The sequence below is a fragment of the Siphonobacter sp. BAB-5385 genome (assembly GCF_002261125.1).
Taxonomy (GTDB): Bacteria; Bacteroidota; Bacteroidia; order Cytophagales; family Spirosomataceae; genus Siphonobacter.
On record NZ_NMPS01000105.1, the window covers coordinates 1 to 12,967 of the forward strand.

Genomic DNA, 12,967 nt, shown 5'->3' on the forward strand with positions numbered 1-12,967 from the left:
TACGGACTTTTTAATTAGTAGGCTGTGCCTACCGGGCGGGATACACCCCGCATTTCATACGGGGCTATTCAAATTAAACCCCTCCGGGGTTGAGATGTTCGACGGAGTGAATCGGATTGAGCGTGTGTATAGGTTTACTCCGATTTCAACCGTCATGGTTAATGATCGGGGTGGTAGGATTTCGCGTCACAGACGCGAATTTCTCCTCTTTCTCGGAGTTGTCATCCAATAGCAGAATGAATGGGATTTGTGATCCCGTACGTATCGATACGCCGCAGGCAGGTTCCAGACGGCAAATCTGGAACGGCGAATGAGCATGCAAGGTCTATCGTACCCTCCATCCAGATAAATTTATGCGTATTTCGGTGATAGAGTACACATCGTTTAAAAATCGCAAATCGGTCAGCCTTACAAACTGGAATAAAAAAAGCCTGTCTGAACTTGTCAGACAGGCTTTTTCAATGATTTTACCGGATGGTAAACTACGCTTCAGCTTCTACAGCTACGGGAAGTACGCTAACAAAAGAACGACCTTTAAGGCCTTTCTTAAATTCAACGACTCCGTCCGTTAAAGCAAATAGCGTATGGTCTTTACCAATACCTACGTTGCGACCCGGATTGTGTTGAGTTCCGCGTTGACGAACCAGCACGTTACCAGCGATGGCTGCTTGTCCGCCGAAGATCTTTACGCCGAGACGTTTACTTTCCGATTCCCGGCCGTTTTTGGAGCTACCGACCCCTTTTTTGTGTGCCATGATCTTGTTTGGTTTTTAGTGGATGGTTTTTAGCTGGTGGACTTGCCAGCAACCAAGAACAATCAACTAATTACAATGAAATTTCTTCGATTAGGATTTTCGTCAGGTCTTGACGGTGGCCGTTTTGCTTCTGATACCCCTTGCGGCGTTTCTTGCGGAAGACAATGACCTTTTCTCCACGAACGTGGTTAAGGATCTTGGCTGAAACAGTGGCACCCGCTACGGTGGGAGCACCTACTGTAATTACACCGTCATTGTCCACCAGCAGAACCTTATCCAGCACAAGGGCAGCACCCTCCTCACCCGCTAAACGATGCGTGTAGAGGTAGCGGTTTTTTTCGACTTTAAATTGCTGACCTGCGATCTCGACAATTGCGTACATTTCTTACTTATGTTTGGTCCTGAAAAATGGACTGCAAAGGTAAGAAAATCTTTTGAAAATCAGCAATCTCTGGAAAAAAATGTTGATGATTGATCAGGATTAGTGGTTAGTTTTTCGTTGCTGGTTGTTTGTTGGGCTCTTCATGTGTTCACCAACAATCATCAATACGACCCAACATCCAGCAACCAACAACTACGAACCATTAACCTCAAACTACTCCAGAATTCGCTGAATATCGTTCGCTTCTTTCAGATAACTCTGGAATTTTTCGTAGCTGTCCGATAACATTAATCCCTTAAATTTCAATAAGTTATTAATGTATTCGTCGAGGACATCCAGGATATTCTCCCGGTTTTGCCGGAAAATGGGAATCCAGGTTTCGGGCGAGCTTTTAGCCAGACGGACCGTACTGGCAAAACCCGAACTTGCCAGTTCGAAGATGCGATTCGCTTCTTTTTCTTTCTCCAGCGTAGTCAATGCCAAGGCGAACGAACAAATGTGCGAAATGTGGGAAATATAAGCGGTATGAACATCGTGCGAAGTAGAATCAAACTCCGTAATCTTCATCCCGATGGCTTCGTACAATTCCTTCACGGTAGCTACGGCGTCCGAATCCGAGTCGGCGGCGTCGCAGATGACGTTGTATTTTCCGGTGAATAAACCCTGGACGGCTGCTTCAGGCCCGGAATACTCCGTACCCGCCATCGGGTGCGTGGCCACGAACCTACGTCGGTTGGGATGATTCTTGACTGCTTCAACGATTGGGCGTTTGGTGGAACCCACGTCAATCACAATCTGTTTATCAATCCGATCCAGTACGTAAGGAAGCAGGCTCAGCAACCCATCGACGGGTACGGCCAGTATAATTAGGTCTGACTGGTTAATGGCATCATCGAGCAAGGCCACTTTATCGACTAGTTTCAGCTCAAGAGCCTTCACCACGTGCTCGACCTGTTTATCCACCCCAATGATGGTTTGAGCATAGCCGGATTCCTTGAGAGCCAGAGCCATCGAGCCCCCAATCAATCCGATACCCACAATTGCGATCGTCATCTTCTTAGTTTTCAGTTTACGGTTTTCAGTATTCAGCGGGGTGAAACCTAACAAATACCTTTTATCTGCCGAATGCGTAAAATCGAGGCATTGAAAACCTCTACCTCCGCACACAGCGAAATTCGAATGTACCCGTTACCCTGTGAGCCAAAAATGCCACCCGGCGTAATAAAGACGTTGGCTTTGTACAGAATTTCATCCGACAGAGCGTAGCCATCGGCGTACGAAGCCGGAATTCGAGCCAGACAAACATGCCCGTCTGTTGGGGATCGTAGGTACAGTCCAGCAAGTCGAGTAACTCAAAAACTTTCTTTTGCCGTTGGCGATAAATCGCGTTCAAATCGGCGTACCAGGACGGCGGATTAGCAAGAGCCTGAATAGCCGCTTCCTGCAAGGGCAGAAACATCCCCGAATCCATATTCGATTTAAAGCGAAGCACATTCGAAACGTGTTCGGCTCCACCCGCCAGCATACCCATTCGCCAGCCCGCCATATTGTGCGACTTAGAGAGAGAGTTCAGCTCCAGAGCTACTTCTTTCGCACCGGGTACGGCAAGAATGCTTTGGTAATTTTCGTTCAGGACAAAGCTGTAGGGATTGTCATTGACAATCAGGATATTATGTTCCTTTCCGAAAGCCACTAATTCTTCGTACAAAGCAGGAGTCGCCTGAGCCCCCGTTGGCATGTGCGGGTAGTTTACCCACATCAGTCGTACGCGGGAAAGGTCTGTTTGAGCCAGGGCTTTCAGATCGGGCAGCCAGCCGTTTTCCGCCGACAATTCGTAATCCTGTACTTCCGCACCCGTCAGCAAGGAAGCCGCCCGATAAGTGGGATAGCCTGGATTGGGTACCAGAGCGATCGTACCCGGTTCGAGGTAGCTCATGGCGATGTGCATGATTCCTTCTTTCGACCCAATCAAGGGCAGAATTTCGTTCGCCGGATTAAGCTCCACGTGGAAATACGTTTGGTACCAGCCCGCAAAAGCCTGACGCAGAGCCGGAAGCCCAACGTAACTTTGATACGCGTGATGCTTTGGGTTGTGAGCGGAGTTACTCAACGCCTCGATGGTTTGGGGCGAAGGAGGTAAATCCGGACTACCAATACCAAGGTTAATCACATCGAGGCCGCGGCTCTTCATTTCGGCGATTTCCTTGAGTTTCGTCGAAAAGTAGTACTCCTGTACCAGGTTGAGCCGCTGGGCGGGCTGAATCGTTGCCATGTTGTTGGGTATAAAACAAAAAAACCGACTCCATACGGGCCGGCTGCGGAATGTGACGATGCTTTCTGAAAAGACAATTTCCTACCCGGCTCTACGCGTTGGCGTAGTAGTAATAATAAGAAGCCGTGTACAGAAAAGTTGCCATCGTGTTCAATAGACCGGGCAAAAGTATCCGGAATTTTGGAATCGCCAAAGAAAAGAGCTGAAAATGTTACGGGCATTGGTAAGCACTGCTAGCCAACGCTAAACGTTCTCAAGCGGGCAGCGTCTAAGCGTAGGTAGCTGGCAAAAAATTTTTGAGTTACCTGTGTTCGTACTTCTAACTAAATCACGCATTATGGCTAACCTTCAGCGAACATTTATTAGTCAGGAAGAATACCTGCAAATTGAGCGTACCACAACTGTACGAAGCGAGTATTTCAACGGCCAGCTCCTGGCCATGAGCAGTTTGAATGAGCGAGTGGCCGACACCGTTAGTGTACACGATGCCATCCAGACCAACCTGAGCCGGGCTATTCAAGAGCAGTTGAGCGAACGGGGAAGCGGGCATTGTTTCACGGAAGATCAGCGAGTTTTCGTAGCCGACAAGAATTTCTACACGTACCCCGATCTGGCCATTACGGCGGGTGAACCCCAATTTTCGGACGATCAGGTCGACACGCTACTCAATCCGACGGTACTGATTGAAGTGTCTTCGGCGGGTAGTAGTAATTACGACCGGGGGAGTAAGTTTGAAAACTACCGGAGTCTCGAAAGTCTGAAAGAATATCTGGTGGTGGATTCCCGTCGCATTTACGCCGAGTTGTGGCGAAAAAATGAGTCGCAGCACTGGGCTCTGGTACTTCAGGCCGAGCACGGTTCGGATATGGTACACCTGCAATCGATTGATGCGTATCTGCTGATCGACGACGTGTATAGCCAGATTGAAAATTTACCGGAAGAAGAATTTACGATCCGGTAATCCTTTTTCTGTAACACTTTGAGGAACAGAAGGACGGCGGCAAATCTTCGCAAAAAACGGAGTCTTGCCGCCGCTTTTTTTGAGGAACAAGCTGGCCCTTTCCCGAAGGACAAACGAAAATCCGTTCGTAACTTCACGGCATGGAAGATAAGCAGTTTGTGGTTTCGGCACGGAAGTATCGTCCGGTGACATTCGATTCGGTAGTGGGACAGTCGCACATTACAACGACGCTCAAAAACGCCATTCGAACCCATCACCTGGCTCAGGCCTTTTTGTTTTGCGGTCCACGGGGCGTAGGCAAGACGACCTGTGCCCGTATTTTGGCAAAAACAATCAATTGCCTTCGTCTGGACGATCACGTAGAACCCTGCGGGGAATGTGAAAACTGCGTGGCGTTTCAGAACAATGCTTCGCTGAACGTACACGAATTGGATGCGGCCTCCAACAATTCCGTCGAAGACATTCGGAACCTGATCGATCAGGTACGCTATCCGCCCCAGATGGGTAGTAAAAAAGTGTACATCATTGACGAGGTACACATGCTTTCGACGAGTGCCTTTAACGCGTTTCTAAAAACGTTGGAAGAGCCGCCGAGCTACGCCATTTTCATTCTGGCGACGACGGAGAAACATAAAATTCTGCCTACGATTCTGAGTCGTTGTCAGATTTTCGATTTCAATCGAATTCAGATCAAGGATATGGCCGATCACTTGGCCTCGATCGCTCAGCAAGAAGACATCACGGCGGAGTATGACGCTCTGGAACTGATCGCTCAGAAAGCCGATGGTGGATTACGCGACGCTTTATCGATGTTCGATTTGAACGTGACGTTTTCCAAAGATGGTCAGATTCATTACCACGATGTACTGAATAACCTGCACATTCTGGACTATGATTATTACTTCCGCCTGACTGATGCGTTGTTGGCGGGAAGTGTACCCCAGACCTGGCTCCTGTTCGACGAAATTCTGCGAAAAGGCTTCGACGGACACCAGTTTGTGGTCGGTTTAATCGAGCATTTCCGAAATCTGATGGTCTGTAAGGATCCATCAACGGTACGTTTATTACAAGTTTCGGAATCAGTACAGAATCGTTATCTCGAACAATCGGCGAAAACCTCGCTGTCGTTCCTGCTGTCGGCGATGAGTCTGGGCAGTCAGTGCGACATCAACTACAAACAGGCGAAACAACAACGGCTGCACGTCGAGATTACGCTCTCGAAGATGGCTCACCTGCCTTCCGTACTGAATCTGGCCGGGTTGCCTACGCAGTCCGATACGGAAGAAGCCGAAAAAAAAAGTCAACTGAACCCGTAACGCCGCCCGTAGTTAGCCAAACGGCCGTTACCCCTTCCCCGGTTGTTCCGCCTGCACCCCCTGTGGTAGTAGCAGAAACGCCAGCCCCCGAGCCGACGCCAGTAGTTCCACCTGTAATAACTTCACCCGTGGTGGCAGAAGTGCCTGTGGAGCCGGTCACGCCTCCCCCGCCCGCCCGGCCAGTAAAAGCGGTGAATGGCAGTTCCCGGTTGAAGGTGACCATTGATCTGAATAATTTCGAGGAGAAATCAGAAGCTTCTTCGGAACAGAAAGAGGCCATTATTCAACTTCGACAGTCGTATACGGAAGAAGACCTCCACAAGGCCTGGGCGGAATTTGTAGAAATTCGCCGGGGAAAAGGCTCGATGACGGAAGTGGTCATGCTGGATCGTGTTTTCACCCTGGAAGGACACGTTATTCAGTTAGGACTGGACAATCCGGTACAACTGGAACTACTCAGCGATCTGAAAACGGATCTGTTGACGTACCTCCGGCAGACGCTAAAGAACGGTCAAATTCAAATTCACGGCTTTCTGGTTGAACATCAAACGAGTCGTCAGCCCTATACGCAAGCCGAAAAATTTAATTATCTCGCTGAGAAAAATCCCGCTCTGCTCGAATTAAAAAATAGTCTGGGATTGGATTTCGACTGGTAAAGTCTGGTTAATCCCGGTATTGTTAGCCAGATGTACCGCTTCCCTCCTAACATTCAGTATCTTTGCCGCCGCGAATTGGAGTAGATGACTCCGCGTGGCCCATCACGAATGAAACAAATAGACGTCTGCCTGACTCCCGAGTTGCTGTATCAGCACAAAATTGATAATGCTATTGTTGTGGTTGTGGATATTTTTCGGGCCACTTCCTGTATGGTTACTGGCTTCGCGTATGGAGTTCAATCCATTATTCCAGTGGCGAGTATCGATGAGTGTGTTAAACTACGCGATCAGGGCTACTACGCCGCTGCAGAACGCAATGGCATGACCCCCGATGGTTTCGACCTGGATAACTCGCCCTTCAGTTACATGAACGAAAAGTTTGTCGGTTCGACCATTGCTGTAACCACTACTAACGGTACGCTGGCGATTACCAAGTCGCGGGCCGCAGTGAAAGTGATGATTGGGTCATTTCTAAACCTGGAAGCATTAGCGGCCTACCTGCGAACGCAGCAGTATGATGTGCTGGTTTTGTGTGCGGGCTGGAAAGGCAAGCCGAACTTAGAGGATACCTTGTTTGCGGGAGCGTTGGTAAATCGGTTACAGAATGACTTCATGATTTCTGAAGACGCCGCCATGATGGCTCAACGCCTGTACGCAGGAGCTCAGAATGATTTGCTAGGCTTTGTAGCCAACTCTTCTCACGTACGCCGCCTGCACCGATTAGGCATTCACAAAGACATTTCGTATTGTTTACAACATGACTTGTACGATGTACTGCCCGTTTTACGGGGCAATCAACTCGTACGGATGTAATTTTTCTTATTTTTTTATACCGGACGCAGACAGAAGCTAGCTTTTGTCTGCGTTCTTGTTTCAAACCCCTTCTCCTGTCGTGTATGAGAAAATCCTTCTTATTAGTAGTATTGAGCTTACTAGCCTTTACCAGCTTTGCTCAGCAAGTAAAAAAACGTAAGCCGGCCCGAAAGAAAGGAACGGTAACCGTAAAGGCTCCGGCCGCTTCGCAAACCGCTCTGGATGCTCATCGCTTGCAGGCTGGGCAGGCGTTTGCGTATGATGTAGTGAAAGGCACTTTGAGTAAAACAGATGCAGCAGATGCTGAGAAACGCTACGCGGATTCCTACACCCTGACCCTAAACGCTGGCGAGGAAGTACGGCTGGAAGTAGCTTCGGATTGGTACCGCGTTTCCTTTTCCCTGGAAACGCCCGATAAACAAGTAACGACTCAAACGGATCATGAAGAGTTTCCGGGCTTTAGTATCCAGAAACTAAAATATACAGTACCCGCGTCCGGTACGTACACGTTACGAATTTCCTCAACCGATCCGAATCAGACGGGAGATTATCTGATCCGAAAATACCTGCTTCCGGCGGAATCCGTATTGCCCGCAGAAACGGCGAGTTTCTGTGATCGGATTCACTTTTTGCTAGCCCAGCACCAGGATCATTTTTCGCGAATCAAGGGAAAGAAAACCCGAACGGATAAAAAAGCGGGCATAACGGAACATTACCAGACTGCGTTTGCCTTTCTACCCGGAAAGCCTTCCGAAATTCTACTGGAAACCGAACAGGAAAAAATGAAGTACCAGACGATTCTTGCAGAATTTCCTACGAAAGAACAGGCCCTGCAAGTCCATAAAGAGTACATTCAGCAATTAAAAACCTGCCTGGATGGCTGGCAGAGTGACGAATTCTCGGGTGAAAAATTTCAGGAGTTCAGTATGTCGAGTTATACCGACTTTTTGACCGTAATGCTGAAAGAAGCAGGAAAGAAAAAATACCAGGTTGTGTTAGGACTGGATTAGGTGAAGTCTTAAAAACACTCTATACATCGAAACACCCAGGTTATAAGGTACTAATACAGTGCTTATAAAAACACTGTATCCTATTAACACATGGTAAGAAAATGAAAATAGGGTAGAATAATCCTGTTTTCAGGCTATTCTCTCCCTAACTTTGTGATTCACCGATTAAGTTAAAGGTGTGGGTTAATTCTTGAAAAACCGTTTGGCCTTGCCGGACGGTTTTTTTACGATATAGCATTTCAGCCGACTTGAAAGTCGTAAATGAAAATACTGCGTTTTATCAGAGTACCGCTTTCTTTAACGAGAGGTTTGAGCCTTTTCGGAAGAGGCATGTACTTGCGTATGACTTTCCAGAAGGCCGCCGATTACGCCTAAGACAATAGCCATAAGCAGTAGGTAAATAATTTTTTTCATAACCGAAGTAAACGATATAGACTTTGCCAGAATAAAACGGGCAAAGTACATATGTATTAAAGGGTGGGATTAATTCATTTCCCGTGGCGGTTGGGAATATTGAATATCAGTTATTTACCTTTACGGTAACAGATTCAATGCTGAATAGTAATCGCTTCTAAGAGGGCAGGTGAAACGGATTACCTGACAAAACACGCAAGGTCCTTAGTAAATGTTAGGAATATTCGTTGTTTGGCAGGATTTGCCCGATGAACGGGTACGTATTCTCGATAAACGGAATAGGTAAGATAGGTGGCTAATCTATCTTTATCGCTCTTCTATGATTTGCCAGATTACCCCGATAAATCCACACGTAAATGTACATACTAATGATACGGAAATTCGAAATCGGTGAAAAAGTAAAATGGTTTAAAGAGCTGGACGTGATTCGGGAAGTACTGGAAAACCGCATGGATCAGGATATGAACCGGGAACTCATCGAAACAAGAGACCTCAGTAATATCGAAATGACGCCCCGCCCCCGCGTATTCAAGGGAATGGTTCGCTGCGGCTGGAATGATCTTCAGGGAAACTGGCAGAGCGGTATTTTTCACCAGGACGAACTCATTGCTTTGTAACAGAAGAAGTACTTCCCAGGGTTTATCAATATTTTTCAAAGCTAAACGCTTCATTCACGGAATGTTTGATGACCTGGACACCTGCCGGGAAATAAAGTTCCGATTTTAACCTCATAAACCTTTGGTTGACGCTGATGAATAAATTCGGCGTAAAAACATAAATTCAGAGGGGCCTGACCAGCATTCTGTCTTGTAAAATAAAGCTTTCTTCGCGGACTGGTTCAGAATTCAGTAGACCTGCAGGCCTTGCGGAATGTTCATGTGTCTGCCTCATTTGATCTTGTTGTCAGCTATTGCTGATCGTATTCATAAAAATTTCAGAGCAGAATGAGTGGTTTTCTTATCTTTCAATCTAAACCTAAATTCCCAGTCACTACCCATATGAGAATCCCTTTATTAGTCGTTGGGCTGCTTTTTATGTTTTCATCCCTGCATGCCCAGGTGAAGTCTTTACAGAACCAGATTGAACAACTTATCCAACCTAAGAAAGCGACTGTTGGGGTAAGTATCTACGATTTTGCCAGCAAGCAGACCCTGCTGATCCACGGCGATAAACACCTGCCCATGCAAAGTGTTTATAAATTTCACGTGGCATTAGCCGTGTTGAAAGAAGTCGATAAAGGACGATTTAAGCTGGAGCAGAAGCTGCACGTGAAAAAGAGCGATCTCGTACCCGGTTTGCACAGTCCGATGGGTGAAGATCATCCAAATGGCGAAGTAGATTTACCCCTTTCGGAGATCATCCGCTACATGGTTTCCGAAAGTGACGGCAGTGCCTGCGACTATCTCTTCAGGCTCCTGGGTGGACCTACACAGGTCAATGCCTTTATTCACCAGTTGGGCATAAAAGAGGTGGCTATTCGGGAAACGGAAGAAACCATGCAGGCCAAGGGAAACTGGGACGTTCAGTATACCAACTGGACCACACCGGCGGCCATGCTCGATCTGCTGAAATTATTTTATCAGCAAAAAATTCTCTCGAAGCGTAGTCATGACTTCTTATGGAAGGTGATGACCGAAACGGTTACGGGTGAGAACCGACTAAAGAAGCTACTTCCCACGGGCACCCTGGTCATTCACAAGACGGGTACTTCGGGCACGAATAAAGAAGGCATGATGGGTGCCGTGAATGATGTCGGTTTCATTGCCCTACCCAACGGCAAACACATCGCCATTAGCGTATTCGTAACAAACACAAGCGAAGGCATAGAGAAGAATGAGCAAATCATAGCCGATATTGCCAAGCTGGCTTATGATCACTTTGCCCGGGCGAAGTGATTGGGAGCGGAATGCATGAATCGTTTGTACTTTGCTTATCCACGCGAATGTGATTCCGCAGAATCCTGCCTTGCACTGAGGTGTCTGGAATGATTTAGAGTAGTACTGCCAAACCAAAGTGGAGCTAGACTATGAAGCTTACATCTACGCGGGTGGACATCAGCAAGGAGGTACAGGCTCGAATGGATCAGCCAATACGATTGCCAATAGCAAGGTCAGTGTTCCTCAGTTTCTTTAGGCTTATTAAGGAGCTATTGACGGGGGCCATCTGGTGGAATCCTTTCAACGATCACTTACACGAAAACCTTAGTAAAGCCGTCATAGACCAAAACAGGTTTGACTTAAGAGGCCTGTTTATGCTTCCTGCTTTCACTGAGGAAGTGCTTCATCAGGCTAAGCAGACTTATCAGGTGTTTGGACTGATAGGGAAGAACAGGCTTTTAAGCAGATACAATAAACCGTTATTTGCCTATAATCCTACGCTAATCATGCAATTGCACACTGCGGAAGGGTATGACTTAGAAACCATTCATAGCTTGATGAACTTAGGGGCTCAGGTAATCATTAGCTCGTGGAGAGAATGGGGACTACACCTCTATATACCTCCTCAGGAAGCGGTGATCCAAAGAATTCTAGGTGCAGCAGAGGCATTAGAGATTCCGGTGAGCTATCCAAAGCACTTGCTGGACCTACCGTATCATTAAGCCGAGTTAAAAACTTATCCAGGGTAAGCTATCTTACTGTGTGATAGGCTACACAAGCGTTATGTAATTATCACAGGACGAAACGATGAGGACAAAAGTAACGCAGGTGACAGAAGTGACGGGCAAACAAAATCTTTTTCGTGGAGTCGCTGAGATAAGAGACTCTACCAAAGGTCTATTGACTGTAACTTTTATGTGAAATGACTAATGGTAGGGTGTAGCCAAAATTGGCGACTCCTAAAATCTCAAAAATGCCAATATCGCCACGCCATTTAGTAGCGAAAGAGACGTAGATCTTAATCAAACAAATATTTTCTGTGCGAGCAACTATACCAGAGTACCCCCTTGGCGTATTTTGATGAAAAATTTCTGACTCTTCTCCCCTCTTCCTCTCGTTCGCAGATAAGCCTCTAAAATCGGATGTTATGCAAATTGTTATGCAAATAAAGCAAAAAGCCACTTACGAATGAACGTAAGTGGCTGACTTTGAAGCTCCCGAAGCTGGGCTCGAACCAGCGACCCTCTGATTAACAGTCAGATGCTCTAACCGACTGAGCTATTCGGGACTGCGTTGAAAGCGAGTGCAAAACTAAGGCATCAGACAGCCTAACGCAAGTATTTTGTGAAAAAAATTTAATTAAATGTTCCGCGAGCGTGGGTGTACTGGTCGTACTGCTCCTGGTATTTTCTTCTAAACTCCAGAGGATCACTGATTCGCGTGAAAACCTGACTCGTTTCCCCCGTGCCGTGAATAGATACCGTTCCGAAGCCGAACATACGACCCCAGACGCTTTGTTCTACCTGAATACTCTCCACTTTGTTCAGGTTTAGCTCAATCGTATCCCGGGAAATAAAGCCGGTTTTGATTACAAGCCGTTTGTTGGTAATCACAAATTCGTCGGACGAACGCTTGATCCAGGCCGCGATGGTAAGCGTAAACAGCGAAGCCCAGGTAAAGAAAATGGTCCAGTGGTAATTGGTTTCAAAAATGACCTGCTCGTCTTTGATCAGGTGATTGTTTACATAGCTACCCATAGTATTCTGTTGTTTTCTGTAATGAGGATGTTTGCCCTACAAAAGTAGAGGGGAATGCTTCTGGTTCAGTACGTTGCCTAAAAATCTAGTGCTAGAACGGTACGTACACGACTTTCTTGGTCTCAAAAAACGCTTCCGTGAAATAATCGGACAGCTCATAAACCGTCGTTTTCTTTCCCAGTTCCTGAAGTTCCTCGGTTAAGTCACCGCCTTTCAGGTATAAAATTCCGTTTTTAAGGTCGTTGAACTGGTTCTTATGGACTTTCGTCTTCACCCAGCCGTAGAAGGGCGTCAGTCGCGTTACAGCCCGGCTCACGATAAAATCGTACGCCGCCGCAGGTACCAGTTCCGCCCGTTTTTGCTCCGCCCGCAGATTGGTCAGCCCAACGGCCTTGGACACTTCTTCCACCACGCGGATTTTCTTCCCAATACTGTCCACCAGATGAAATTGCGAGTCGGGGAACAGAATCGCCAGCGGAACACCCGGAAAACCGCCTCCCGTACCTACGTCCAAAATCTCGGTCATGGGCTTAAACTGCATTACCTTCGCAATGCCCAGCGAATGCAAAATATGCCGTTCGTAGAGGTTATCCACATCCTGCCGGGATACGACGTTGATCTGCTCGTTCCAGAACCGATACAGTTCGCCCAGTTGCCCAAATTGTTCTTCCTGCCGGGGCGTTAGGTCAGGAAAGTATTTTTTTATGATTTCCATGAGATTAATAATCAGAATATAGAACGTAAAATAAGTCAG

Annotated in this window: 14 protein-coding genes and 1 tRNA gene; 8 read left to right on the plus strand and 7 right to left on the minus strand. The window is 47.1% G+C overall.

From position 1 onward, the window contains the following. Positions 1-482: 482 nt before the first annotated feature. The 4 genes from rpmA to BWI93_RS10755 form a co-directional block, all read right to left on the minus strand. Entirely contained in the window at positions 483-755 is a 273-nt protein-coding gene (gene rpmA / locus BWI93_RS10740; protein WP_094811117.1) for a 50S ribosomal protein L27, read from the minus strand. Between the two features lie 70 nt (positions 756-825). Continuing rightward, positions 826-1,137, minus strand: a complete 312-nt coding sequence (gene rplU / locus BWI93_RS10745; protein ID WP_094811119.1) for a 50S ribosomal protein L21 — start codon at positions 1,135-1,137, stop codon at positions 826-828. A 213-nt stretch (positions 1,138-1,350) separates the two neighbouring features. Beyond that, positions 1,351-2,190: a prephenate dehydrogenase gene (locus BWI93_RS10750; RefSeq protein ID WP_094811156.1), complete on the minus strand. Its 840-nt coding sequence runs from the start codon at positions 2,188-2,190 to the stop codon at positions 1,351-1,353. 100 nt (positions 2,191-2,290) lie between these two features. Next, positions 2,291-3,409, minus strand: a complete 1,119-nt coding sequence (locus BWI93_RS10755) for an aminotransferase class I/II-fold pyridoxal phosphate-dependent enzyme (RefSeq protein WP_369679136.1) — start codon at positions 3,407-3,409, stop codon at positions 2,291-2,293. A 337-nt stretch (positions 3,410-3,746) separates the two neighbouring features. On the opposite strand from BWI93_RS10755, the gene BWI93_RS10760 reads away from it, so the two are divergent. The 8 genes from BWI93_RS10760 to BWI93_RS10790 all read left to right on the plus strand — a co-directional run bounded on the left by BWI93_RS10760 (position 3,747) and on the right by BWI93_RS10790 (position 11,178). Further along, positions 3,747-4,370: a Uma2 family endonuclease gene (locus BWI93_RS10760; RefSeq protein ID WP_094811121.1), complete on the plus strand. Its 624-nt coding sequence runs from the start codon at positions 3,747-3,749 to the stop codon at positions 4,368-4,370. Positions 4,371-4,510: 140 nt separating this feature from the next. Then, positions 4,511-5,686: a DNA polymerase III subunit gamma/tau gene (locus BWI93_RS28695; RefSeq protein WP_255157799.1), complete on the plus strand. Its 1,176-nt coding sequence runs from the start codon at positions 4,511-4,513 to the stop codon at positions 5,684-5,686. A 131-nt stretch (positions 5,687-5,817) separates the two neighbouring features. After that, a complete protein-coding gene (locus tag BWI93_RS28700) occupies positions 5,818-6,342 on the plus strand; it encodes a hypothetical protein (protein ID WP_255157800.1) in 525 nt (174 codons plus the stop codon). Positions 6,343-6,450: 108 nt separating this feature from the next. Continuing rightward, the gene (locus BWI93_RS10770; RefSeq protein ID WP_094811123.1) at positions 6,451-7,155 is read left to right on the plus strand and encodes a 2-phosphosulfolactate phosphatase; all 705 of its coding nucleotides are present in this window, start codon (positions 6,451-6,453) and stop codon (positions 7,153-7,155) included. Positions 7,156-7,238: 83 nt separating this feature from the next. Beyond that, positions 7,239-8,165 (plus strand): PPC domain-containing protein, encoded by a 927-nt coding sequence (locus tag BWI93_RS10775; protein WP_094811125.1) that lies wholly within the window; start codon positions 7,239-7,241, stop codon positions 8,163-8,165. Positions 8,166-8,947: 782 nt separating this feature from the next. Beyond that, positions 8,948-9,196 carry a hypothetical protein gene (locus BWI93_RS10780; RefSeq protein ID WP_094811127.1) on the plus strand — a complete coding sequence of 83 codons (249 nt, stop codon included), beginning with the start codon at positions 8,948-8,950 and terminating at the stop codon, positions 9,194-9,196. Positions 9,197-9,577: 381 nt separating this feature from the next. Further along, entirely contained in the window at positions 9,578-10,474 is an 897-nt protein-coding gene (gene bla, locus BWI93_RS10785; RefSeq protein WP_094811129.1) for a class A beta-lactamase, subclass A2, read from the plus strand. Positions 10,475-10,605: 131 nt separating this feature from the next. Then, positions 10,606-11,178 (plus strand): hypothetical protein, encoded by a 573-nt coding sequence (locus BWI93_RS10790; RefSeq protein ID WP_094811131.1) that lies wholly within the window; start codon positions 10,606-10,608, stop codon positions 11,176-11,178. A gap of 492 nt (positions 11,179-11,670) precedes the next feature. On the opposite strand, the gene BWI93_RS10795 is transcribed toward BWI93_RS10790, so the two are convergent. The 3 genes from BWI93_RS10795 to rsmG all read right to left on the minus strand — a co-directional run bounded on the left by BWI93_RS10795 (position 11,671) and on the right by rsmG (position 12,928). Then, positions 11,671-11,744 (minus strand) — tRNA-Asn (locus tag BWI93_RS10795). A 67-nt stretch (positions 11,745-11,811) separates the two neighbouring features. After that, the gene (locus BWI93_RS10800) at positions 11,812-12,213 is read right to left on the minus strand and encodes a PH domain-containing protein (protein ID WP_094811133.1); all 402 of its coding nucleotides are present in this window, start codon (positions 12,211-12,213) and stop codon (positions 11,812-11,814) included. A gap of 91 nt (positions 12,214-12,304) precedes the next feature. Further along, positions 12,305-12,928 carry a 16S rRNA (guanine(527)-N(7))-methyltransferase RsmG gene (rsmG, locus tag BWI93_RS10805; protein WP_094811135.1) on the minus strand — a complete coding sequence of 208 codons (624 nt, stop codon included), beginning with the start codon at positions 12,926-12,928 and terminating at the stop codon, positions 12,305-12,307. Between the last annotated feature and the right edge of the window lie 39 nt (positions 12,929-12,967).

What these genes read in the sequence shown, in the direction of transcription:
- BWI93_RS28695 (WP_255157799.1), top strand. Translation starts at nt 4,511, where the DNA reads ATGGAAGATAAGCAGTTTGTGGTTTCGGCACGGAAGTATCGTCCGGTG.
- BWI93_RS10800 (WP_094811133.1), bottom strand. Translation starts at nt 12,213, where the DNA reads ATGGGTAGCTATGTAAACAATCACCTGATCAAAGACGAGCAGGTCATT.
- BWI93_RS10790 (WP_094811131.1), top strand. Translation starts at nt 10,606, where the DNA reads ATGAAGCTTACATCTACGCGGGTGGACATCAGCAAGGAGGTACAGGCT.
- BWI93_RS10775 (WP_094811125.1), top strand. Translation starts at nt 7,239, where the DNA reads ATGAGAAAATCCTTCTTATTAGTAGTATTGAGCTTACTAGCCTTTACC.
- bla (WP_094811129.1), top strand. Translation starts at nt 9,578, where the DNA reads ATGAGAATCCCTTTATTAGTCGTTGGGCTGCTTTTTATGTTTTCATCC.
- rsmG (WP_094811135.1), bottom strand. Translation starts at nt 12,928, where the DNA reads ATGGAAATCATAAAAAAATACTTTCCTGACCTAACGCCCCGGCAGGAA.
- BWI93_RS10780 (WP_094811127.1), top strand. Translation starts at nt 8,948, where the DNA reads ATGATACGGAAATTCGAAATCGGTGAAAAAGTAAAATGGTTTAAAGAG.
- rpmA (WP_094811117.1), bottom strand. Translation starts at nt 755, where the DNA reads ATGGCACACAAAAAAGGGGTCGGTAGCTCCAAAAACGGCCGGGAATCG.
- BWI93_RS10755 (WP_369679136.1), bottom strand. Translation starts at nt 3,409, where the DNA reads ATGGCAACGATTCAGCCCGCCCAGCGGCTCAACCTGGTACAGGAGTAC.
- BWI93_RS10760 (WP_094811121.1), top strand. Translation starts at nt 3,747, where the DNA reads ATGGCTAACCTTCAGCGAACATTTATTAGTCAGGAAGAATACCTGCAA.
- BWI93_RS10770 (WP_094811123.1), top strand. Translation starts at nt 6,451, where the DNA reads ATGAAACAAATAGACGTCTGCCTGACTCCCGAGTTGCTGTATCAGCAC.
- BWI93_RS10750 (WP_094811156.1), bottom strand. Translation starts at nt 2,190, where the DNA reads ATGACGATCGCAATTGTGGGTATCGGATTGATTGGGGGCTCGATGGCT.
- rplU (WP_094811119.1), bottom strand. Translation starts at nt 1,137, where the DNA reads ATGTACGCAATTGTCGAGATCGCAGGTCAGCAATTTAAAGTCGAAAAA.